The organism is Billgrantia aerodenitrificans (assembly GCF_021404405.1).
Classification (GTDB): Bacteria; Pseudomonadota; Gammaproteobacteria; order Pseudomonadales; family Halomonadaceae; genus Halomonas; species Halomonas aerodenitrificans.
The window spans coordinates 236,562-258,611 of the sequence record NZ_JABFTV010000006.1 but is presented as its reverse complement, the minus strand read 5'-3'; the positions used below and the strand labels follow the sequence as shown (position 1 = coordinate 258,611).

The window sequence follows — 22,050 nt, the reverse complement described above, 5'->3', positions numbered from 1 at the left end:
TTGTCAGTCGGAGCTTTAGAATCATAACTGCCGGGGCAAGGCGGAGCGCAGTGTGCGCCAGGGAGGATGGATCCCACTGTCACTACAGGAGTTCGAGCATGGCGAACAACCCCCACACCACGTCCAACAGCGGCCAACCCAACGACACCGACTTCAAGACCGACGAGCACAGCAAGTCCGAGAATCTGGAGAAGTACCGCAGCGATGCCACCGGGCACGACCTGCGCACCAACCATGGCACGCGCATCGCCGACAACCACAACTCGTTGAAGGCGGGCGAGCGCGGGCCGACGCTGCTCGAGGACTTCATCTTCCGCGAGAAGCTCAATCACTTCGACAACGAGCGTATTCCCGAACGTATCGTGCATGCCCGTGGCGCCGCGGCGCATGGCTACTTCCAGCCCTACGACAGTGCCGCTCAGTACTCCAAGGCAGGGCTGTTCCAGGACCCCGGCAAGAAGACGCCGGTATTCGTACGCTTCTCCACCGTACAGGGGGCGCGCGGCTCCAACGACACGGTGCGCGACGTGCGCGGTTTTGCCACCAAGTTCTACACCGACGAGGGCAACTGGGATCTGGTGGCCAACAACATGCCCGTGTTCTTCATTCAGGATGCGATCAAGTTTCCCGACTTCGTGCACGCGGTGAAGCCTGAGCCGCACAACGAGATCCCTCAAGGACAGTCGGCACACGACACCTTCTGGGACTTCGTCTCGCTGATGCCCGAGTCGACCCACATGGTGCTGTGGACCATGTCCGACCGCGCCTTCCCGCGGCATTACCGCAACATGGAAGGCTTTGGCGTGCACACCTTCCGCCTGATCGACAAGCAGGGCAAGGCGCGCTTCGTCAAGTTCCACTGGAAACCGCTGGCCGGCACCTGCTCGCTGATCTGGGACGAAGCGCAGAAGCTCTGGGGACGTGATCCCGACTTCAATCGCCGCATGATGTGGGAAGACATCGAGAACGGCGACTTCCTCGAGTACGAGTTCTGCATCCAAGTGGTCGAGGAGGAGGACGAGCACAACTTCGACTTCGATCTGCTCGATCCCACCAAACTGATTCCCGAGGAGCAGGTGCCGGTCATCCCAATCGGCAAGATGGTGCTCAACCGCAATCCGGACAACTTTTTCGCCGAGACCGAGCAGGTCGCCTTCAATCCCGCGCACATCGTGCCGGGCATCGACTTCAGCAATGATCCGCTGCTGCAGGGGCGGCTGTTCTCCTATCTCGACACCCAGATGCTGCGCCTGGGCGGGCCCAATTTCCACGAGATCCCGATCAACCAGCCGGTGTGCCCGTTCCACAACAACCAGCGCGACTCGATGCATCGCCAGACCATCAACAAGGGGCAGGCCTCCTACGAGCCCAACTCCATCGACGGCGGCTGGCCCAGCGAGACCCCGGCAGGGCCGGAGCACGGCGGCTTCGAGTCCCACTACGAGCGCATCGACGCACACAAGATTCGTGCTCGCAGCCCCTCGTTCGGCGATCACTACTCCCAGGCCACGCTGTTCTGGAACAGCCAGACCGAGGTCGAAAAGGAGCACATCATCGCCGCCTACACCTTCGAGCTCTCCAAGGTGCAACGGCCCTGGATCCGCGAGCGGGTGATCAAGGAGATCCTGCCCAACATCGATCTCGAGCTGGCGCGCCGGGTCGGCGAGAACCACGGCATCGAGGCACCGAGCGAAAAGCCCGCGCCTGCCGAGGAGCTGGGAACGAGCTCCCAGCTGGAATCGCCCGCCCTGAGCCTGATGGCGCGCCTTCCCGGCAACATCAAGTATCGTAAGGTGGCGATCCTGGCCGCCGATGGGGTCGACGCCGGCCAGGTCGAGGCGATCAAGCAGAAGCTCGAGGCCGAAGGCGCCGAGGGCAAGGTGATCGCCCCCAGCATGGCACCGCTGAAAGCGGCCGACGGCAAGCAGGTGCCCCCCGATGCCATGCTCAACGGCATGCCTTCGGTAGCGGTGGACGCGGTGATCGTGCCCGGCGGCACCGACAGCGTGGATGCGCTGGCCCGCTCGGGGCTCGGTCGTTACTACGTGCAGGAAGCCTACAAGCACCTCAAGGCAGTCGCCGCGGTGGGTGAGGGCAAGATGCTGCTGGATGCCGCGGACATCCCCACCAACGAGGAGGGTGTGCTGACTGGCGCTTCGCTGGATGACGTCTTCACCGCGCTACGTGACGCCATGGCGCAGCACAGGGTGTGGGCTCGTGACCCGAAAGCCAACGACATGCCCGCCTGATAGCCTATTGCGCTCGACGATACGGCATGAACGAAAACGCCCGCCGGCATGAGCCGGCGGGCGTTTCGCTACGTGGTCACGATCAGGCGGTGGCCTTGCTGCCGACCAGTTCCGTGAGCGCGGCTTCGACGATGCCCAGGCCCTCTTCGAGAATCTCGTCCTCGATGGTCACCGGCATCAGGAAGCGGATGGTGTTGCCGTAGAGGCCGCAGGAGAGCAGGATCAGCCCCTTCTCGCGGGCCTTCTTGCACAGCGCGGCGGCCAGGTCGGCGTCCGGGGTGTGCTTGGCCTTGTCCGACACCAGGTCGAGGGCGGCCATGGCACCCATGTTGCGGGCGTTGTCGACGCAGTCGAAGTCGCTCTGCCACTGGGCGAAGCGCTTGGCCAGCTTGTCGCCCAGGGCCTGGCTCTTCTCGAGGATCTTTTCCTCTTCGAAGACCTCGAGCACCGCCAGGGTGGCTGCGCAGGAGAGCGGGTTGCCGGCATATGTGCCGCCCAGAGAGTTGGAGCCGGAGGCATCCATGACCTTGTCGGTACCCACCACGGCGGAAATCGGCATGCCGTCGGCCATGCTCTTGGCCATGGTGATGATGTCCGGCTCGACGCCGCTGTACTCGATGGCGAACAGCTTACCGGTACGGCCGAAGCCCGACTGCACCTCGTCGACGATCATCAGCATGCCGTGCTCATCGCAGATCTCGCGGATCGCCTTGAGGAAGCTGGCCGGGGCCGGGTAGAAACCGCCTTCGCCGAGCACCGGCTCGAGCACGATGGCGGCAGTATCGCGGGGGTTGGCGTCGGTCTTGATCGCCATCTTCAGGCCGCGGATCGCCTCGTCCTCGCTGACGCCGTGATAGGGCACCGGGAAGGGGGCACGGAAAACGTTGCCCGGCATGGTGCCGAAGTCGGCGGCGTAGGGTGCGACCTTGCCGTTCATGGCCATGGTCATGAAGGTACGGCCGTGATAGCCGCCGTCGAAGCAGATCACGTTGTTCTTGCCGGTGGCGGCGCGGGCGATCTTCACTGCGTTCTCTAGCGCCTCGGCGCCGGAGTTGACCAGCATCACCTTGGCATGGCCGCGCACGGGCGTGACCTGGCTGAGCTTTTCCGCCACCTTGACGTAGCCCTCATAGGGCATGACGGTCTGGCAGGTATGCATGACGCGATCGAGCTGGGCCTTGACCGCCTCGACCACCTTGGGATGGCGGTGGCCGATGTTGAGCACGCCGATGCCGCCGGCGAAGTCGATGATGCGGTTGCCGTCGGCGTCCCAGATCAGCGCATTCTCGGCGCGGTCGGCGAACTGGGTGGCGGGGCTGGCGGCGCCGTTGGCCACGTAGCGCTGCTTGAGTTCGTTGAGCTGTGCGTTGTTCATCTTGCCTCCCTTCGTGCGTGGACGTTGCAGGCGATCAAAGGCCGCCGACACAGACGTATTTTAGTTCAGTGAATTCATCCAGGCCGTGATGCGAGCCTTCGCGGCCCAGGCCTGACTCCTTGACGCCGCCGAAGGGCGCCAGCTCGGTGGAGAGAATCCCCTCGTTGACGGCCACCATGCCATATTCGAGACCCTCCATCACATGCCAGATCCGGCGGTAATCGCGAGCGTAGAAATAGGCTGCCAGGCCGAACTCGGTGGCATTGGCCATGGCGATGGCCTGCTCGTCGCTGTCGAAGCGGAACACCGGTGCCAGCGGGCCGAAGGTCTCCTCGCGGGCCACACGCATCTCATCGGTGACGTCGGCGACCACGGTGGGCTGGAAGAAGGTGCCGCCGAGCGCATGAGGCTCGCCGCCGCAGACCAACCGGGCGCCCTTGGCCAGGGCGTCGGCAATGTGGGACTGCACCTTGTCCACCGCGGCCTGGTTGATCAGCGGGCCCTGCACCACGCCCTCGTCGAGGCCGTTGCCTACCTGCAGCTGGGCGACCCGGGCGGCGAGCTTCTCGACGAAGGCATCGTACACACCGCTCTGCACCAGCAGACGGTTGGTGCACACGCAGGTCTGGCCGGAGTTGCGGTACTTGGACGCCACCGCACCCTCGACCGCGGCGTCCAGATCGGCGTCGTCGAAGACGATGAAGGGGGCGTTGCCGCCCAGCTCCATGGACGCCTTCTTCACCGTGCCGGCGCACTGGGCGAGCAGTCGCTTGCCGACGGCGGTGGAGCCGGTGAAGGAGACCTTGCGTACCCGCGGGTCGGTGGTCAGCACTTCGCCGATCTCGGCGGGGCGGCTTGCCGTGACCACGTTGAGCACGCCGGCGGGGAAACCGACCTGCTCGGCCAGCCTGGCCAGGGCCAGGGCGGTCAGCGGCGTGGCCTCGGCGGGCTTGATCACCACCGGGCAGCCGGCGGCCAGGGCCGGTGCGCACTTGCGGGTGATCATCGCCAGCGGGAAGTTCCACGGTGTGATCGCCGCCACCACGCCGATTGGCTCGCGAAACACCAGGATGCGCTTGTCGGCTCCGTGGCTCGGCAGGGTCTCGCCGGCCATGCGCTTGGCCTCTTCGGCGTAGAACTCCACGAAGGAAGCGCCATAGGCCACCTCACCGCGGGACTCGGCCAGCGGTTTGCCCTGTTCCAGGGTCATCATGCGGGCCAGCGACTCCTGGTGAGTCATGATGGCGTCGAACCAGGCTCGCAGCAGGGCGGCGCGCTGCTTGGCGGTCTGACGGCGCCAGGCCGGCCACGCGGCCTCGGCCGCCGCCACGGCGTCGCGCGCGTCGTCTGCGCTCAGGTCGGGCACACTGGCAAGCGTTTCGCTGTTGGCGGGGTTGGTCACGTCGAATCGCCGCTCGGCGTCGCGCCACTGGCCGCCGATGAAGGCCTTGTCGCTGAAGATGTCGGCAGGGAGGGACATGGGAGCTCCAGTGTTGATTATCTTATCTGCTGAGTGTGCATTATTTAAAACGCATCGCCAAGACCTGGAAGCTTGCGTCATGAGCTTTTTTCCGCGCCAAGGTCATCGGCGCGCGCGGCGCTTTCCGCTACACTAGGCGCCGGTTTCCCGGGAGAGGCGATGCCGCTCCTTCTTATGCTGGTTGAACGTCGAGGTGAGACTTGGTCGATCCCCTTTTCGCCTGGTGGGCTCAGCAGTTGGTCCTGTGCGACTGGGCCTTCGAGCCCGAACCCAACATGATCGATGCCCAAGCGGCCAGCGCCAGGCTGCAGGCGCTGGGCGTGGCCGATCGCGGCGAGCTGGGCTGGCGGCTCATCGAAGCCTTCGGCACCGATACGGCCGACCCGGCCCGGCTGCTGGCTGCACTGGAGCTGCTCGCCCTGGCGGGGTCGGCCAAGTGGCTGACCGAGCCACGCCTGCGCGGCTGGTTGATGCGGGTGACCGAGGAGATCGCCAGCCGCTACGACAGCCTCGCGGAATGGCTCGAGGCGCTGCGCCACGCCAAGAGCGCCGAGGGCTGGGTGCGCGGTGACGACGATTTCTGGGAAGCCTGTGAAGCGCTGGCGGCACTCGAGCGCGACGGCGATGGCATCACCTGGGACGCCTTGACCGCGTGGGTGGCCAAACGGCGCAAGGAGCCGCGCCCTTCACTCTGGGCCGACGAGGAACATGCCGGCATCTGGCGTCTGCGGGCGGCCTTCTCTCCGGTGCTGGAGGCTCCACCCACCGCCATCGACTGGCCCGGCGTGGCGGAGTGGATGGAGCGTTACTGGCAGCTCGAGGGTCGCGAAGGGACGATCCAGACCCTGCTGTGGCTGGCGGGATACGGGCACCGGCAGGGCTGGGATCTCGATGCCGCTCGCCTGCTGACGGCCTCGAGTGCCGAACGCCAGGAGTGGCTTGCCGGTCTTGCACCTGGCGAGCGTGACTATGGCAAGGTGTTGCTGGGTTTCATCGAGCACGGTGAGCCGCTCGAGTGGGCCGCCTGGGACTGGCTGCGCATGGTCGATCTGGCCTGGGCCGGCGCCTGTGCCGGCTGGCTGAGCGTCGCCGAGGCCCAAGAGCTGGCCGCGCATGCCGCCGATCTGGTGCTGCGCCGCTACAGCGACTGGTCGGCGCTGGCGCGGGCCTACCAGCGCGGCTGCAGTCTGTTCGAAGGGCGCGACCGGTTGGGTGACATGCAGCGCGATTGGGGGTTGCTGTTCAACTCGCCGGTCAGCCCCTGGCGTATGCCGTTGCAACAGTTGATGAGCGAAGCGGAGCGAGAGACATCGCGTGCAGCGATAATGGCCTGGCGGCGCTCACCCAGGCATTGGGTGCTGGCACTGGCCGCGGTACGCGAGCCCGAGTTCGGCATGCGCCAAGGCGTCGCCGCGGCGGTAGCCGCCGAGCGGCGCGGCGATGCGCTGCGCTATCTCGAAGAGACCCTCGGCCTGCACCCCGACGAGGGTGTGCAAGCGCTCACTCGTTACTGGCTGCCGGCACAGGCACATCACCTCAATCAACTGGCCGCCGATGCCGCCCACGGTATTTTGCCCGACACCGAGACGCCGTTCGGTCGGCCCAATTCCGCCGACAGGGCCATGCTCGAAGCGATGAGGCAGGGCAGTCGCCATGCGGCGACCATTCACATGGCCGAGAAGTATGCCTTCTATCTGCAGATGGCCATGGACAGCGAGGCATTCGATTCCCAGGCGCTGGAGACGCTGGCCGAGGCGCTGCGCGGTACTCTGTGCCGCTTCTATCCCGATGCCCGGCGCTTGCTGGAGGCCTGGGCTCAGTGGGAGGCGCTGCTGCCTGAAGGAGAGCATCCGCCGCTGGTGCATGAGATCCGCTGGCACCTGGAGGATCCGGGCAGCCCCTTCCACTGGCTCGACTGGCACTCATCCCAGTGGCAGGAGCCGGGGCCTCGCCCCACGCTGTCGCGCTTCACGTCCATGGCACTGGTAGGGCCGCTCAACAATGCCGCCTGGAGTGAACCGCATGTGGAAAGCGAACGCGAGGCGGTGTCGATTCGGGAGTGGATCGATAGCCATTACGGCCTGCATGGGCGCCGCGAGCTTGCCGAATTTCTGGATTTCCTGCTCGAGGCGGGCGATCGGCAGGAGTATCAGATCAACTACGCCCCTTATACCCTGAATACCCAGCGGTTGGCGTCGGAGATCGCCATGCTGGAGAGCGGCGACTGCAGCGAAGAGGATCGCAACCACCTGTTGCGTCTGCAGCGGGTACGCGACAATACCGATGGCTGCAATGAGCTGGACATGACCGCCTGGGATGTGGCCCAGGCGGTGGATCTGGCCATTGCCGGAAGACAGCTGGGCTGGCTCGACGACGACGCCTTCAGCCAGGTGCTGGATCGGGCCCATGGGCTGGCCGCGGTACACTACGGTAGCTGGACGGCCTATGCCAGCGGGCTCTACGCCGGTTTCTCGTTCTTCATGGGGGAGACCCCCGAGCGGGATGCCTTTCTGGGCAGCTTCCGCCAGGCCCTGGTGGCATGGCTTTCGGGGGCGCCGCCGCTGACCGGTCCCTGGGCGAGCCTGGACTTTCCCGGGGCGAGACCGCGCCATTGGGCGCCTATGCATATCGACACGTTACCGGGCGATGTCAAAACGCTACATTAGGGCTCGCTCTGGTCAGGAAGTGTGGTTTATAGTCAGCAAGTTTATTGAACCGGCTCCCCGCTGAGGGAGCTTGGAAACGGCCAAATCGCGAGCCAGCGCAAGGCCGCTTTGGCAGTGGTACGGGCGACACGTCGCCAAGCACCACTACCACAGCGATCCTCTCGGGCAGTCAGGTAGAGCTTCTTGCTCGACCCGGGCATGCGTGCGGCTCAGGGAAACGAGGACCTCGCAAGATGGTAGCCACGGGATCGAGTCGTATCGCTCTACTCGGTGTATTGTTGGCGTTGTTGTCCGGATGTGCTGGCCCATCGAAAACGTCGTTGGAGGCGCCCGACGACTACTTTGCACGACAGTTGCCCGGCATGTCGTCCTCCTTCAATCCGATGATGTCTCCGGTGGACAATCCCATCCTCCGGGTCAGCAGCCTGCACAACCCGCCGCCCGAGCTGATCCGCGAAGCGCTGCTGGCGCAGCACGAGCGCTGGGCCGGGACCCCTTACCGGATCGGCGGTACCGGTCGCAACGGGATCGACTGCTCGGCGTTGGTGCAGACGATCTTCAGCGAAACCTTCCGCCTGCAGTTGCCGCGCTCTACCGGCGAGCAGGTGCGGCAGGGCACCGAGATCTCCCGCGATGAGCTGCAGGTCGGCGACCTGGTCTTCTTCCGTCCTCCGGGCCGCTACGACCACGTGGGCATCTACGTCGGCGACGGCTACTTCCTGCACGCCTCCACGTCCCGGGGCGTGAAGCTCTCGCAGCTCGGCAACAGCTACTGGCAGCGCTATTACTGGCAGGCGCGCCGGACCCTGGAACCGACCACGCTGGCACAGCGCGTCACCGAACCGGGCGAAGGCTGAGAAGCATCTCTGCATACCTCTCAAGAAGCGTCAGCGCGATGGCGCTTTACTCTTACAAGGCGTCGCGGTGAGCGATGACGTACTGTACGAAGGCGCTCTCCGCCCGCGACAGATAGGCGTCCTGCGCCCAGGCCAGTGACAGGTCGAGCCAGGCCGGGTTGGCGAAGGAGACCGCCGCGAGTCCGGGCTCATCCACCACCCGGCGCAGGAAGGTGGTGATGCCGAAGCCCTGACGCACGATGGCCTTGGTCAGAGGTATCAGGTTCGACTGGAAGGCCACGTTAGCCGTGAGCCCTGTCTGGCGCGACAGGGCCTCGACGAACTCGCGATGAAAGTAGCCGTCCTGGAACAGCACCAGCGGCTCCTGAAAGAACTCTTCCGCCGTCACGCTGCGGCGCCTGGCAAAGGCGTGGGTGCGCGGCACGCAAACCACCATCTCTTCACGCGTCAGATGCCGCCGCTCCATGGGCCGGCTCTGCTCGTCGTCGACCACGACGCCCAAGTCCAGCTCGCCCGCGGCAATCATGCGCTGCAGCCGGCGTGCGCCGGCTTCCACCACGGTGAGCCGAATACCGGGATGCTGCGCCTTGAAACCCATCAGCAGCGGCGGGAAGTAGTAGGAGCCGAGCATCGAAGGGATGCCGATACGTACCTCGCCCTTGACCAGACCGTGCAGCTCGCGCATGGCCAAGTGGGTGCTCTCGGCGCGCTCGAGCAGCTCGCGGGCATGGGCGTACAGCTCCTCTCCTTCCGGTGTCAGGGCGATACGACGCTCGTGACGGTGGAACAGGATCAGCTCCAACTGGCGTTCGAGATTGGCGATCGTCTGGCTGATGGCGGACTGTGCCACGTGAAGCTCGCGGGCGGCAGCGCTGAAACCGGCGCGGTCGGCGACGGTGACGAAGACCCGCAGGGCGCGTAGATCGAAGGGCAGGGCCATGGCACTTCCTGATAAGAGCGAGCGTGAGAACGGTGATAAGAATAATAGATGGCTACGATCTTTTTATTCTGTTTGGCTTATCATAAGCCATGGCGGATCATAAGCGCCAAGCTTTCCCACTCAGGAAACCGGCATGATATCCGCGCGTTCCCCCGCTTGGTGGCGTGCCACACTGGCGCTCTGTCTCGGCTCCATTCTGGTGTTCTTCAATCTCTATGCGCCGCAGCCGTTGCTGCCGGATCTGCGCCAGACCTACGGCGTCTCGACCCTGGCCGTGAGCCTGATCATGTCGGTTGCCACGCTGGCCCTGGCGGGGGCGCTGCTGGTGTTCGGCCCTCTGTCCGATGCCATTGGCCGCGGTGGCATCATGCGGGTGACGCTGCTGCTGACCGGGCTCTGTTCGCTGGGCCTGGCCTTCGCGCCCAACTTCGAAACCCTGCTGGCGCTGCGCCTGGTTCAGGGCTTCGTGCTCGGTGGGCTGCCGGCGGTGGCCATTGCCTGGATGGGCGATGAATTCGATCGGCCGGCGCTGATGGCGGCCGTGGGGCTCTACATCGGTGCCAACACCCTGGGGGGCATCGGTGGGCGGCTGATCGGCGGTGGCATCGGCGAGTTCGGCGGTGCCAGTGCCGGTTTTCTGGCGGTGGGGCTGGTGACCCTGGTGGGGGTGGCCCTGTTCTGGAAGCTGCTGCCGGCGCCGGGCCAGTTCAAGCCGCGGCGCTTCGAGCTGCGTGGCGCCCTGGCCGATCTGGGTGGGCATTTGCGTCATCCGCTGCTGCTGGCGGCCTATCTGCTGGGTGGCATCAACTTTCTCATCTTCATCAACCAGTACAGCTACATCACCTTCCGCCTGGCCGATGAGCCGTTCGGGCTCAGCGCCCGCTGGCTGGGGATGATCTTCCTGACCTACCTGGGCGGAACCTTCAGCTCGGCGCTCTCCGGCCGCCTGACACGCCACTTCAGCCAGCCGGCCTGCATGGCGCTGGGCATTCTCATCCTGATGGCCGGGACCCTCATTACCCTGGCCGATTCGCTGCCCTGGATCATCGCCGGCCTGACCGTCAACGCGGTGGGTTTCTTTCTCGCTCACTCCATGGCGTCGAGCTGGGTCAGTCGTCAGGCGGAGCGGGCAAGGGGCAGCGCCTCGGCGCTCTATCTGGTGTTCTACTATCTAGGAGCGAGCCTCGGCAGCCTGTGGCTGGAGCCGTTCTGGCAGCGTGGCGGCTGGTTCGGCGTGGCGATCGGCTCCTGGCTGCTGCTCAGCCTGACGTTCGCCATCGCGCTGTGGCTGTGGCGCGGCGAGCGAGGCTTCGAGCGCCTGTCAGCGCTGCGCTAGGCCGCCGGCCTCGTCGCCCCATACCTGCTCCAGGCGGCGTTCGCGCCCGCAGGCCGCCTTGTAGTAGTTGTAGCGCACCGGATTCTTGCGATAGTAGTCCTGGTGATACTCCTCGGCAGGGTAGAAGACCTCGAAGGGGGAGATCTCGGTGGCGATGTCACGCTCGAAGCGCACGGCGAGTTCGTCGCGGGTGGCCTCGGCCAGCTCGCGCTCCGACTCGTTGGCGTAGAAGATCGCGCTGCGATAGGCCTCGCCCACGTCGCAGAACTGACGGTCGACGGCAAATGGATCGATGTTGCGCCAGAACACGTGCAGCAGCGTGGCGTAGTCGACCGCCTCGGGGTCGTACTCCACCAGGACCACCTCGGCATGGCCAGTGTTGCCGGCCACCACCTGCTGGTAGCTGGGGTTCTCGACGTGCCCGCCGCTGAAGCCGGAAGTCGTGGCGGTCACGCCCTCTACCTTGTCGAAGGCCTCCTCGACGCACCAGAAGCAGCCGCCGCCGAACACGGCGGTGGCGGTTTCACCGCTGGCCATGCCCTTCGTCCAGGGCAGCGCCAATAGCACCACGCCAGCCAGGGCCAGGCTTCGTATCCCGATCATGACGGTTCGCCTCTTGTGGTTCGTATCGCTGTGTAAGGTTGGAAGCTGTCAAGCGACTGAGGTTCCGGATAACCTTGTTTAAAGTCACTGCCTCGGGAGCCACCCTGTGACGCGTCGCCGTCTAGCACTCTTGTTCGTACTTCTCTCCCTCGTGGCGCTCTTCTTCCTCAGCGGCGCCAACGAGCTGCTGACCCTGGCCAACCTGCAGGCCGAGCAGGCCCGTTTTCAGGCCTGGCTGGCCGATGATCCGGTCCTGGTCGTGGGTGGCTTCTTCGTACTCTACGTGCTCATGGCCGCGCTGTCGCTGCCCGGGGCAACGCTGCTGACGGTATTGGGCGGGGCGCTGTTCGGGTTCGGTTGGGGGCTGCTGATCATCTCCTTCGCCAGCACCCTGGGCGCCACGCTGGCGGCGCTGATCGCCCGTACCCTGGCCCGGGCGCCGCTGGAGAGGCGCTTTGCTCCGCAGCTCGAGCGCATCAATGCGGGCATTCGGCGTGAGGGCGCCTTCTACCTCTTCACCCTGCGCCTGATTCCGCTGTTTCCCTTCTTCGTCATCAACCTGGTGGTGGGGCTCACCCGCATGCGACTGTGGACCTTCTACTGGGTCAGCCAACTGGGCATGCTGCCGGGTACGGCCGTGTTCGTGAATGCCGGGCGCGAGCTTGGCAATCTGCAGTCGCTCTCCGACATCCTCTCGCCCGGCCTGATCGGCTCGTTCGTGCTGATCGGCCTGTTCCCCTGGCTGGCGCGGGGCCTGGTGGCCGTGCTCAAGCGCCGGCAGCTGGCGCTGCGTCATTCACGTCCGGCTCGCTTCGACTACGACATCGTGGTGATCGGCGGGGGCTCCGCGGGCCTGGTGGCCAGCTATATCGCGGCGGCGGTCAAGGCCAGGGTGGCGCTGGTGGAGCGCGACCGCCTGGGCGGCGACTGCCTGAATACCGGCTGCGTGCCGTCCAAGGCGCTGATTCGTGCGGCGCGGGTTGCGGCGGAGGTGCGCGAGGCCGGCCGCTACGGCATCCAGGCAGGCGAACCTCGGGTCGACTTCGGCGCCGTGATGGCGCATGTGCGGCGTGCCATACGCGACGTGGAGCCTCACGACAGTCGGGAGCGCTACGAGGGCCTCGGGGTCGAGGTGCTGGCGGGGGAGGCGCGGCTCGACGACCCCTGGCGCGTACGGGTCAGCGGGGCCGACGGCGAGCGCGTGCTGACCACCCGGCACGTGATCGTGGCCAGCGGGGCGAGTCCCAAGGTACCGCCGCTGCCCGGCCTCGAGGCCATCGAGGTGCTGACTTCGGACAATCTGTGGCAGCTCGAGACCCTTCCCGGGCGTTTGGTGGTGCTGGGCGGCGGCCCCATCGGCTGTGAGCTGGGGCAGAGCTTCGCCCGCCTGGGCAGCCGGGTGAGCCTGGTCGAGATGGGGTCCCAACTGCTGCCGCGGGAGGACATCGATGCCGCCGACCTGCTGCGCCAACGTCTCGTGAGCGAGGGCGTTGAGCTATGGCTCGACACCCGGGCGCTGCGCGTCGTGCCGGGCACGGAAGCCGATAGCGCTCATGTACTGGAGGTGGAGCGTCGCCTCGCTTCGGGTGAGGTCGAAGTGTACCGGCTGCCGTTCGATCGCCTGCTGGTGGCGGTGGGGCGCCAGGCCAACGTGAGCGGCCTCGGGCTCGAGGCGCTGGGGGTGGAGACCCGCGCCGATGGCACCCTGGCGGTGGACGAAAGCCTGCAGTCGGTGCTACCCAACGTATGGGCCTGCGGCGACGTGGCCGGGCCGTTCCAGTTGACCCATGCCAGCGCCCACCAGGCCTGGCACGCGACGGTGAATGCGCTGTTCGGGGAGCTCAAGCGCTTTCGGGTCAGCTATCGGGCGCTGCCGGCGGTGACCTACACCGAGCCCGAGGTGGCCCGGGTCGGCCTCAGTGAGCGCGAGGCGCGCCGCCAGGGCGTCGAGTTCGAAGTCACGCGCTATTCGCTGGCCGAGCTGGACCGGGCCATTACCGAGGGGCGTACCGAAGGATTCGTCAAGGTGCTGACGGTGCCGGGCCGGGATCGCATTCTCGGTGCCAGCGTGGTGGGGCAGGGGGCCGGCGAACTGCTGGCCGAGTTCACCCTGGCGATGACCCATGGCATCGGGCTGAACAAGCTGCTGGGCACGGTTCATCCGTATCCCACCTGGTCCGAGGCGGCCAAGGCAACGGCCGGCATATGGAAGAATGCGCACAAGCCCGAGCGGCTGCTGCACTGGCTGGCGCGCTACTTCGCCTGGCGGCGAGGGGAAGGCCGGAGTGCGGTGGCCGAGTCGTCATCGCCAACGTCGTCCGAGAGGAGGAGCAAGGATGCTTGACCGCTGGACCATGCCGCTGGCGCAGGCCCCGTTGCAGGTCGTGGCAAGAGGGCTGCAGCGCATGAGCGTCCGCCCCGATCAGGTGACGCTGGTGTCGTTCGGCATCGGCATGCTCAGCCTGCCGATGCTGGCGTGGGAGCTCTATCTGGCCGCCCTGGCCGCGATCTTGGTCAATCGAATCGGAGACGGCGTGGATGGCGCCCTGGCACGGCTCACGGGCAAGACGAGCGATGCCGGGGGCTTTCTCGACATCGGCCTCGACTTCGTCTTCTATGCCGCCGTGGTGCTGGGGTTCGCCCTGGCCGATCCAGCGGCCAATGCGCTGGCGGCCGCCTTCCTGCTGTTTGCCTTCATCGGTACCGGAACGTCGTTTCTGGCCTTTGCCATCATGGCTACCCGGTACGGGCTCGAGCGGCCGCACTTTCAGCGCAAGGCGTTCTACTATCTGCATGGCTTGACCGAGGGAACGGAAACCATTCTGGCTTTCGTGCTCTTCTGCCTATGGCCCCAGCATTTCGCTCTGCTGGCCACGCTGTTTGCCGTGGCGTGCCTGATCACCACCGCCACACGGCTGTGGGGCGGCTACCGGACCCTGCGGCGACTCGAAGAGACGCTGTGACCCACAGGCCGGCAGCAAAGAAAAGAGGGCAGCCCGGGGCTGCCCTCTTTGGGGATGTTCGTGCGAACGCGAAGCGCTGCTTCAGTGCTCGACGCCACCTTCGCCATGCACATGACCGTGCTCGATCTCTTCCTGGCTGGCTTCACGCACGTTGGCGATCTCGACGTCGAAGTTGAGCTTCTGGCCGGCCAGCGGGTGATTGCCGTCGACAGTGACGGTATCGCCTTCCACCTTGGTGACGGTGACCATCAGCGGGCCGCCTTGAGTCTGGGCCTGGAACTGCATACCCGGCTCGACGGCCTCGACGCCCTGGAAGGCGTCACGCGGCACTTCCTGCACCAGCTGCGGCTGCACCTCGCCGTAACCCTCCTCGGGGGAGACGGTCACATTGAGTTTTTCGCCAGCTTCACGCCCTTCCAGCTGCTTCTCCAGGCCGGGAATGATGTTGCCGGCGCCGTGGAGATAAGTCAGCGGCTGACGACCTTCCGAGCTGTCCAGCACTTCACCTGCATCGTTGGTCAGGGTGTAGTGAAACGCGACGACTGAATTCTGCGCAATCTGCATTGATGAACCTTTCGGTGAGTGCATGTAGGAACCATGGTAACGCGCGAGGCCGGAGCTGTCAGGGGGGATGCGGTTTTTTCAGCTTTGGCCGGCTCGACCTGAGTTCCGTTCACGCTCTTATGTCGAGTTGCGCGGCATGAGCCTCGCGGCTACCCTAGCGTGACCCAAAATTTCCGTCCCATTTCTATCAACCTTGATTGGAGCCGTGCCCATGACCGAAATCGTGATCTGGCTGATTGCCTTTGCCCTCATTCTGTTCTTCAGCATCAAGCTGTGGGAGGCGACCGTCAGCGCTGCTTTGAACAAGGTGGTGCCACGTGTCATCAAGAGCGATGACGGCAACCGTTGGGTGTGGAGCGTGGCACTTGCCGTACTGGGGGCCACCACGCTGGTGCGTCCCATCGACATGCTGCTGACCCTGATCGTGATCGCCCTGCTGGGCTTCGTTGCCTGGAAGCTGGTGTGTTGGGCTATGGGCCGGGCCAACTTCCACTAATTTCTCATCGAACGCAACGAGCCCGCGGCGATGCCGCGGGCTCGTTGCGTTTTACGTTGAGAAAGGGCGTTGAGAAAGAACCTTGGACTGACTGTCTCGAGCTGTCAGTAGGGGGCCACGGTGACGTTGGCGCCGCTGCCGATCATGCGCACCCGCTGGCCGACCTGGAACGGGCGGTCGGCTTTCTGCACGATCACCACGTTCTGACCGTCGTCGCGGCGGATCTCCATTTCCCAGGCGCGAACACGGTTGGTCGACTCTTCGATGGCGCTACCCGCCACGGCGCCACCGATCACGCCGGCTGCGGTAGCCAGCTGCCGACCGGAACCACCGCCCACCTGACGACCGAGCAGGCCACCGACCACGGCACCACCGCCGGTGCCGATGATCCCGCCCGCGCGGCTGTCGGCCTGAATCTGCACTTGGCGCAGTGCGGTGATGTTGCCGAACGTCACGGTCTGGGAAGTCCCGGCCTGGGTGCCGCGGTAGACATCGCCGCCCATGGTCGAGGTGTTGGCACAGCCGGCCAGGGTCAGCATGCCGAGAGCCAGCACGGGAAGAAGACGCTTCATGTACACCTCCTGAGGGCAAGCCGATGTCACTTTGGGGATCGTCGTTGCCATTGTTTAGAGAAACACTGTTTGCTAACTGGCTAGCTTAGCCATTCATGTTGCATTTGACCATAGCCCAATGCTGCAAGTGCCGCTCACAGCAGCAGAAAAAGGGGCAAATATTGTGCAAGTGCAGGCGGCTCGCCGGATGGCGCAACGAAAAAAGGGAGGCGCGAGGCCTCCCAAGGGTTCCAGTCGTTCTACCGTAGCACCATGCTCAGCCAAACTGGTTCATGGTGTTGTCCTTGCCGCCGGCCTTGAGTGCCGCCTCGCCGTGGAAGAACTCCTTGTGGTCGTCGCCGATGTTGGAACCGGCCATGTCCTGATGCTTGACCGTGGCGATGCCCTCGCGGATTTCGCGGCGCTGTACGCCCGCCACGTAGGCCAGCATGCCTTCGGCGCCGAAGTAGCCCTTGGCCAGGTTGTCGGTGGACAGGGCGGCGGTGTGGTAGGTCGGCAGCGTGATCAGGTGGTGGAAGATGCCGGCTTCGCGGGCAGCGTCGCGCTGGAAGTTTCGGGTCCACTCGTCGGCCAGCTTGCCAAGCTCGGTGTCGTCGTACTCGGCGCTCATCAGGTTGGCGCGGTCGTAGGCCGAGACATCCTTGCCTTCCTTCTCCCAGGCATCGAATACCTGCTGACGGAAGTTGAGCGTCCAGTTGAAGGAGGGCGAATTGTTGTAGACCAGCTTGGCGTCCGGCACCACTTGGCGGATGCGGTTGACCATGTTGGCAATCTGACCGACGTGGGGCTTCTCGGTCTCGATCCACAGCAGGTCGGCGCCGTTCTGCAGGCTGGTGATACAGTCGAGCACCACGCGGTCTTCACCGGTACCGGGCTTGAACTGATAGAGGCCGGAAGCCAGACGCTTGACCTTGACCAGCTTGCCGTTCTGCTTGATCACCACGTCGCCGTTGTCGATGTCGGAAGCTGAGGTGATTTCGTCGCCATCGAGGAAGCTGTTGTACTGGTCGCCCAGGTCGCCCGGCTCCTTGGTCACGGCGATCTTCTGGGTCAGGCCGGCGCCCAGAGAGTCGGTACGCGCGACGATCACGCCGTCGTCCACGCCCAGCTCGAGGAAGGCGTAGCGCACGGCATTGATCTTGGCCAGGAAGTCTTCGTGGGGCACGGTGACCTTGCCGTCCTGGTGGCCGCACTGCTTCTCGTCGGAGACCTGGTTCTCGAGCTGAATACAGCAGGCGCCCGCTTCGATCATCTGCTTGGCCAGCAGGTAAGTGGCCTCGGCGTTACCAAAACCGGCATCGATGTCGGCAATGATCGGCACCACGTGGGTCTCGTGATTGTCGATCTTGGCGATCAATTCTTCGGCTTTCGCCTTGTCGCCTGCCTTCTGGGCTTCTTCCAGGTCGCGGAACAGGTGGTTCAGTTCCCAGGCATCGGCTTGACGCAGGAAGGTATAGAGTTCTTCGATCAGGCTCGAAACGGAGGTCTTCTCGTGCATGGACTGGTCGGGCAGCGGGCCGAACTCGGAGCGCAGGGCGGCGACCATCCAGCCGGAGAGGTAGAGGTAGCGACGCTTGGTGGTGCCGAAGTGCTTCTTGATCGAAATCAGCTTCTGCTGGCCGATGAAACCGTGCCAGCAGCCCAGCGACTGGGTGTACTGGGAGCTGTCGGCATCGTAGGCGGCCATGTCTTCGCGCATGATCTTGGCAGTGTACTTGGCAATGTCCAGACCGGTCTTGAAGCGGTTCTGGGCACGCATGCGGGCGGCATTCTCGGGGCTGATGCTGGCCCACTTGCCTTGCTGGGCTTCACGCAGTTGAGCCAGTGCCTTGATGTCGTCTTTGTATGACATGTTGCCATCCTTCCGATCTGAGGTGGGGTCTTCGGCGTCGATTGCCATGCGGCGGCGCTCGCTGCCTCGTCAGTTGGCGGCATTCGACCGGGCTGTCCGGCCTATGCTGCACCTGCGAAGTCATGTCAGAGTCAACCAGAACGTCCTGCTTGTCTCTACGGCGTTGGTCGAACTCAGCTGAACGTTAAGACGCTTACTGTTTTCGACACATTGCAAACGTTATCGAACGATCGTTTTAACTTCGCCCTGGTATCACTATGCCGCATGAAGACTGAGCTTCACAATCATCACTTGGGGGCAGGGAGGGTTGTAGTTCGACTACAAGAGCATGGCTTTACGCCTGAATCCTGTAGTCGAATTTCGCCTTTTCCAATGTGGAGGAGGGGGTTTAGTCGATCAGGGAAAGGCGCATGTTGCGGTGCGGTATACCGGCGTCGAGGAAAACTTCGCCATAGGCTGTGAAGCCGAGGTTTTCATAGAAGGCGAGGGCGTGAGTCTGGGCGGCCAGTTCGACCTGGGCGTGGCCCAGGCGGCGGGCCGAGGCGATGGCGGCCTGCATCAGCGCCGCGCCGATACCCAGGCCGCGCGCCTCGCGTAGCACGGCGACCCGGCCGATGTGGCCGTCGGGCAGCAGCCGGGCGGTGCCCAACGGCGAGGCGTCGTGCAGCGCTAGGAAGTGGCGGCACTCGTCGTCGCGCCCGTCCCACTCCTCTTCGCGGGGCACCTGCTGCTCCTCGATGAATACGATACGACGGATTTCGCCGGCGACATCGCCAAGCTCGACCCAACTGCCTTCGCGAATCTCGATCCGCTCCTTCACGTTAGCACTCCTCTTCCGTTTGCTTTCACTCTTCCTCGGCCCAGGTCAGGCTGCCGGCGTCGTACAGGGTGGCGAGCAGCTCGGCGGCGCCCTCATGGGCCAGCAGTTCCGCATTCAGGGGCTCGTCGCTGGCCACGGCGCGTGCCAGCGGCAGCGCACAGGCGATGCCGTCGCCGTCGGCGAACAGGGTGGCGGTGTCGTCATCCAGGGCGCGCCAGGCGAAGCGTGAGCCGGGACTTCGTAGCAGCTCCTCGCCTTCCTGTAGTAGAGCGACAAGCTCATCGACGTCCGTCGGGGTGTCGCTGGGTACCAGTTGGTCGACGTACTTGGGCTGGGTCATTACCCGGCCGAACCATTGGGCGAGCTGGCGCGGATCGTCCAGGGTGGTGAGGATCAGCCGGCGCATGCGCTCAAGGGCGGCATCGTCGAGCTCCGCCGGGTCGGAGGGTGGGGTCATGCCGGCATCGGCGTAGCGCAGCGAGGGCGGCAGCCGTTCACCGATGAAGTCGGCGAAGGAGGTGACCGCCTCGTCCGCCGAGGGCGCGCGAAAGCCTAGCGAGTAGGTCATGCAGTCGTCGGACTGGCTGACGCCGTGGTGCGCCCAGCCCGGCGGCAGATAGAGCATGTCGCCGGGCTCCAGCACCCAGTCGTCGCCCGGTTCCACCGTGAAGCGCTCGAGAATGCGCAGGTCGATGCCGGAGATGATCGGCGCGTCGTCGGGCACCCTGCCGCCCAGCTGCCAGCGTCGCCGACCCAGGCCCTGGAGCAGAAATACGTCGTACTGATCGACGTGGGGACCGACGCTGCCGCCCGGCGGGGCATAGCTGATCATGATGTCATCGAGTCGCCAGCGCGGCAGGAAGTCGAAGTGCTCGAGCAGTTCGGCCACTTCAGGCACGTAGTGATCCACCGCTTGCACCAGAAGGGTCCAGTTGCGCTCGGGAAGCTCGCCGAACACGGCCTCCTCGAAGGGACCGTGGCTGACCTGCCATGGGCCGTCGGGACCATCCTCTTCCACCAGCCGAGCTTCGACGCCCTCCTCGCAGGCGAGCCCGGCCAGTTCGTCGGGGTCCAGGGGGCCTTCGAAGTCGACAAAGGCACCGCGGATCAGCAGCGGCTTGCGCTGCCAGTAGTCGCGCAGGAACTCGGCGGCGGTGAGGCCGCCCAGCAGGCTGAGAGGGGCGTCGCTTGGCATGGTGTCTCGCTATCCGGCAGATGGCACGAAGAGCCGCAGGGCGTGGGGGCCCTGCGGTATAAAAACGTCATGGTAGCGTATTGCGTTGTGTGAGGCTCAGCGGTTGGCGCCGGGCACCCACAGCACATCGCGCTCGCCGTTGCCGTTGGCCCGCCGCGCGAGGACGAACAGCAGATCGGAGAGGCGGTTGAGGTAGCGCAGCACCTCGGGATTGACCGGCTGCTCCGTCATCAGCGCCGTGACCGCACGCTCGGCGCGGCGGGTCACGGTGCGGGCCAGGTGCAGGTGGGCGGCAAGCGGCGTACCGCCCGGCAGGATGAACGAGCGCAGGGTGGCGAGCTCGGCGTTGTAGGCGTCGATGCGCGCTTCCAGATACTCGACCTGGCCAGCCGTGACCCGCAACGGCGGGTACGGCGGATTCTCCTGCTCCGGCGTGCACAGATCGGCGCCGACGTCGAACAGGTCGTTCTGCACCCGGCTCAGCACCTCGGCGAGCTCGCCTTCGGCGTGGAGCTGGGCCAGGCCGAGGGTGGCGTTGGTCTCATCCACCGTGCCGAAGGCTTCCACGCGCAGGTCGTGCTTGGCCACGCGGGTGCCGTCGCCGAGGCCGGTGTCGCCCTTGTCGCCGGTACGGGTGTAGATCCTGGTCAGCTTGACCATGGCGCCTCCTGGTGCGTTGCCGGCCGGCTCACAGCCGGCGGGCCTGGGCCTCGGCGTTGCCGATGTAGCTGGCTGGCGTCAGCGCCTTGAGCTCGGTCTTGACCTCGGCCGGCAGTTCCAGCGTGTCGATGAAGGCGGCAAAGCCGGCCTGGTCGATGCGCTTGCCACGGGTCAGCTCCTTGAGCTTTTCGTAGGGCTTCTCGATGCCGTAGCGACGCATCACCGTCTGGATCGGCTCGGCGAGCACCTCCCAACTGGCGTCGAGATCCTCGGCCAGGCGCGCCGGGTTGGCCTCGAGCTTGCCGATGCCCTTGAGCGCCGCTTCATAGGCGATCAGGCCGTAAGCCAGGCCGACGCCCAGGTTACGCAGCACGGTGGAGTCGGTGAGGTCGCGCTGCCAGCGGGAGATGGGCAGCTTCTGCGCCAGATGGCCGAGCACCGCATTGGCCAGGCCCAGGTTGCCCTCGGAGTTCTCGAAGTCGATGGGGTTGACCTTGTGCGGCATGGTCGAGGAGCCGATCTCGCCCTCGACGGTCTTCTGCTTGAAGTAGCCCAATGAAATGTAGCCCCACACGTCGCGGTCGAAGTCGATCAGCACGGTGTTGAAGCGGCACACGGCGTCGAACAGCTCGGCGATGTAGTCGTGGGGTTCGATCTGGGTGGTGTAGGGGTTGAAGGTCAGCCCCAGGCCCTCGACGAAAGTGCGCGCGTTGGCCTCCCAGTCCACGTCCGGATAGGTGGCCAGGTGAGCGTTGTAGTTGCCCACCGCACCGTTGATCTTGCCGAGGATCTCGACGTTCTCGATCTGGGCGAGCTGGCGACGCAGGCGATAGGCGACGTTGGCCATCTCCTTGCCCAGGGTGGTGGGGCTGGCCGTCTGGCCATGGGTGCGCGAGAGCATCGGCAGGGCGGCGTGCGCATGGGCCAGCTTGGCGATCTCGTCGGCGACCCGTTGCATCACCGGCAGCAGTGTCTTCAGGCCGTCGGCAAGCATCACGCCGTAGGAGAGATTGTTGATGTCCTCGCTGGTGCAGGCGAAGTGCACGAACTCGGTGATGGCGTGCAGCTCCGGCTGCTCGACGATCTTCTCCTTGATGAAGTACTCCACCGCCTTGACGTCGTGGTTGGTGGTGCGCTCGATCTCCTTGATGCGCTCGGCGTCGGCCAGGGAGAAGTCGCGAATCATGGCTTCGAGAAAGGCGGTGGCCTCGGCTGAGAGCGGCGGTACCTCGACGATACCGCCCTGCTCGGCGAGGCGCTGCAGCCAACGAATCTCGACGATCACGCGGGCGCGGATCAGGCCGAACTCGCTGAAGTGTTCACGCAGGCTCTCGGCCTTGTTGCCGTAGCGGCCGTCGACGGGAGAGAGGGCGGTAAGAGCGGTGAGGGGCAGGGAAGCGGCTTGCATGGTCATGGTCCGGT

General features: G+C 65.2%; 18 protein-coding genes. 7 read left to right on the top strand and 11 right to left on the bottom strand.

From position 1 onward, the window contains the following. Positions 1–98: 98 nt before the first annotated feature. The gene (gene katE / locus HOP59_RS13240; protein ID WP_234254239.1) at positions 99–2,249 is read left to right on the top strand and encodes a catalase HPII; all 2,151 of its coding nucleotides are present in this window, start codon (positions 99–101) and stop codon (positions 2,247–2,249) included. 82 nt (positions 2,250–2,331) lie between these two features. Here katE and gabT read toward each other — a convergent pair whose 3' ends face one another. Then, positions 2,332–3,624, bottom strand: a complete 1,293-nt coding sequence (gene gabT / locus HOP59_RS13235) for a 4-aminobutyrate--2-oxoglutarate transaminase (protein ID WP_234254238.1) — start codon at positions 3,622–3,624, stop codon at positions 2,332–2,334. Between the two features lie 34 nt (positions 3,625–3,658). Then, positions 3,659–5,104, bottom strand: a complete 1,446-nt coding sequence (locus HOP59_RS13230; RefSeq protein ID WP_234254237.1) for an NAD-dependent succinate-semialdehyde dehydrogenase — start codon at positions 5,102–5,104, stop codon at positions 3,659–3,661. A 200-nt stretch (positions 5,105–5,304) separates the two neighbouring features. Here HOP59_RS13230 and HOP59_RS13225 point away from each other — a divergent pair, with 200 nt between their 5' ends. Both HOP59_RS13225 and HOP59_RS13220 read left to right on the top strand, forming a co-directional pair. Further along, positions 5,305–7,770: a DUF1266 domain-containing protein gene (locus HOP59_RS13225; RefSeq protein WP_234254236.1), complete on the top strand. Its 2,466-nt coding sequence runs from the start codon at positions 5,305–5,307 to the stop codon at positions 7,768–7,770. Positions 7,771–8,090: 320 nt separating this feature from the next. Further along, on the top strand, positions 8,091–8,627 hold the full coding sequence (locus tag HOP59_RS13220) for a C40 family peptidase (RefSeq protein WP_010627790.1): 537 nt from the start codon (positions 8,091–8,093) through the stop codon (positions 8,625–8,627). A 52-nt stretch (positions 8,628–8,679) separates the two neighbouring features. On the opposite strand, the gene HOP59_RS13215 is transcribed toward HOP59_RS13220, so the two are convergent. Next, positions 8,680–9,567, bottom strand: a complete 888-nt coding sequence (locus tag HOP59_RS13215) for a LysR family transcriptional regulator (RefSeq protein WP_010627791.1) — start codon at positions 9,565–9,567, stop codon at positions 8,680–8,682. 133 nt (positions 9,568–9,700) lie between these two features. Here HOP59_RS13215 and HOP59_RS13210 point away from each other — a divergent pair, with 133 nt between their 5' ends. Further along, positions 9,701–10,903 carry an MFS transporter gene (locus tag HOP59_RS13210; RefSeq protein ID WP_234254235.1) on the top strand — a complete coding sequence of 401 codons (1,203 nt, stop codon included), beginning with the start codon at positions 9,701–9,703 and terminating at the stop codon, positions 10,901–10,903. Here the strand turns inward: HOP59_RS13210 and msrA are convergent. Continuing rightward, positions 10,889–11,506, bottom strand: coding sequence for a peptide-methionine (S)-S-oxide reductase MsrA (gene msrA / locus HOP59_RS13205; protein WP_234254234.1), 618 nt, complete (start codon positions 11,504–11,506; stop codon positions 10,889–10,891). The two genes, HOP59_RS13210 and msrA, sit on opposite strands and share 15 nt — an antisense overlap. A gap of 106 nt (positions 11,507–11,612) precedes the next feature. On the opposite strand from msrA, the gene HOP59_RS13200 reads away from it, so the two are divergent. Together HOP59_RS13200 and HOP59_RS13195 are read left to right on the top strand one after the other, a co-directional pair. After that, a complete protein-coding gene (locus HOP59_RS13200) occupies positions 11,613–13,850 on the top strand; it encodes an FAD-dependent oxidoreductase (protein WP_234254233.1) in 2,238 nt (745 codons plus the stop codon). Then, positions 13,843–14,469, top strand: coding sequence for a CDP-alcohol phosphatidyltransferase family protein (locus tag HOP59_RS13195; RefSeq protein WP_234254232.1), 627 nt, complete (start codon positions 13,843–13,845; stop codon positions 14,467–14,469). The genes HOP59_RS13200 and HOP59_RS13195 overlap by 8 nt, the downstream gene beginning before the upstream one ends. Positions 14,470–14,550: 81 nt before the next feature. On the opposite strand, the gene HOP59_RS13190 is transcribed toward HOP59_RS13195, so the two are convergent. Then, the gene (locus HOP59_RS13190; RefSeq protein ID WP_010627796.1) at positions 14,551–15,033 is read right to left on the bottom strand and encodes an FKBP-type peptidyl-prolyl cis-trans isomerase; all 483 of its coding nucleotides are present in this window, start codon (positions 15,031–15,033) and stop codon (positions 14,551–14,553) included. 211 nt (positions 15,034–15,244) lie between these two features. On the opposite strand from HOP59_RS13190, the gene HOP59_RS13185 reads away from it, so the two are divergent. Next, on the top strand, positions 15,245–15,529 hold the full coding sequence (locus tag HOP59_RS13185) for a hypothetical protein (RefSeq protein ID WP_234254231.1): 285 nt from the start codon (positions 15,245–15,247) through the stop codon (positions 15,527–15,529). Between the two features lie 104 nt (positions 15,530–15,633). Here HOP59_RS13185 and HOP59_RS13180 read toward each other — a convergent pair whose 3' ends face one another. From HOP59_RS13180 to purB, 6 genes are all read right to left on the bottom strand, one after another. After that, entirely contained in the window at positions 15,634–16,101 is a 468-nt protein-coding gene (locus tag HOP59_RS13180) for an outer membrane lipoprotein (RefSeq protein WP_010627798.1), read from the bottom strand. 256 nt (positions 16,102–16,357) lie between these two features. Beyond that, positions 16,358–17,953: an isocitrate lyase gene (locus HOP59_RS13175; RefSeq protein WP_010627799.1), complete on the bottom strand. Its 1,596-nt coding sequence runs from the start codon at positions 17,951–17,953 to the stop codon at positions 16,358–16,360. A gap of 388 nt (positions 17,954–18,341) precedes the next feature. After that, on the bottom strand, positions 18,342–18,773 hold the full coding sequence (locus HOP59_RS13170; RefSeq protein ID WP_234254230.1) for a GNAT family N-acetyltransferase: 432 nt from the start codon (positions 18,771–18,773) through the stop codon (positions 18,342–18,344). A 25-nt stretch (positions 18,774–18,798) separates the two neighbouring features. After that, on the bottom strand, positions 18,799–19,968 hold the full coding sequence (locus tag HOP59_RS13165; protein ID WP_234254229.1) for a cupin domain-containing protein: 1,170 nt from the start codon (positions 19,966–19,968) through the stop codon (positions 18,799–18,801). A gap of 96 nt (positions 19,969–20,064) precedes the next feature. Beyond that, positions 20,065–20,628 carry a cob(I)yrinic acid a,c-diamide adenosyltransferase gene (locus tag HOP59_RS13160; RefSeq protein WP_234254228.1) on the bottom strand — a complete coding sequence of 188 codons (564 nt, stop codon included), beginning with the start codon at positions 20,626–20,628 and terminating at the stop codon, positions 20,065–20,067. A 28-nt stretch (positions 20,629–20,656) separates the two neighbouring features. Then, positions 20,657–22,021, bottom strand: coding sequence for an adenylosuccinate lyase (gene purB / locus HOP59_RS13155; RefSeq protein WP_026038045.1), 1,365 nt, complete (start codon positions 22,019–22,021; stop codon positions 20,657–20,659). Positions 22,022–22,050: the final 29 nt, after the last annotated feature.

What these genes read in the sequence shown, in the direction of transcription:
- HOP59_RS13180 (WP_010627798.1), bottom strand. Translation starts at nt 16,101, where the DNA reads ATGAAGCGTCTTCTTCCCGTGCTGGCTCTCGGCATGCTGACCCTGGCC.
- HOP59_RS13165 (WP_234254229.1), bottom strand. Translation starts at nt 19,968, where the DNA reads ATGCCAAGCGACGCCCCTCTCAGCCTGCTGGGCGGCCTCACCGCCGCC.
- HOP59_RS13190 (WP_010627796.1), bottom strand. Translation starts at nt 15,033, where the DNA reads ATGCAGATTGCGCAGAATTCAGTCGTCGCGTTTCACTACACCCTGACC.
- HOP59_RS13215 (WP_010627791.1), bottom strand. Translation starts at nt 9,567, where the DNA reads ATGGCCCTGCCCTTCGATCTACGCGCCCTGCGGGTCTTCGTCACCGTC.
- HOP59_RS13195 (WP_234254232.1), top strand. Translation starts at nt 13,843, where the DNA reads ATGCTTGACCGCTGGACCATGCCGCTGGCGCAGGCCCCGTTGCAGGTC.
- HOP59_RS13210 (WP_234254235.1), top strand. Translation starts at nt 9,701, where the DNA reads ATGATATCCGCGCGTTCCCCCGCTTGGTGGCGTGCCACACTGGCGCTC.
- msrA (WP_234254234.1), bottom strand. Translation starts at nt 11,506, where the DNA reads ATGATCGGGATACGAAGCCTGGCCCTGGCTGGCGTGGTGCTATTGGCG.
- gabT (WP_234254238.1), bottom strand. Translation starts at nt 3,624, where the DNA reads ATGAACAACGCACAGCTCAACGAACTCAAGCAGCGCTACGTGGCCAAC.
- HOP59_RS13230 (WP_234254237.1), bottom strand. Translation starts at nt 5,104, where the DNA reads ATGTCCCTCCCTGCCGACATCTTCAGCGACAAGGCCTTCATCGGCGGC.
- katE (WP_234254239.1), top strand. Translation starts at nt 99, where the DNA reads ATGGCGAACAACCCCCACACCACGTCCAACAGCGGCCAACCCAACGAC.
- HOP59_RS13175 (WP_010627799.1), bottom strand. Translation starts at nt 17,953, where the DNA reads ATGTCATACAAAGACGACATCAAGGCACTGGCTCAACTGCGTGAAGCC.
- HOP59_RS13160 (WP_234254228.1), bottom strand. Translation starts at nt 20,628, where the DNA reads ATGGTCAAGCTGACCAGGATCTACACCCGTACCGGCGACAAGGGCGAC.
- HOP59_RS13185 (WP_234254231.1), top strand. Translation starts at nt 15,245, where the DNA reads ATGACCGAAATCGTGATCTGGCTGATTGCCTTTGCCCTCATTCTGTTC.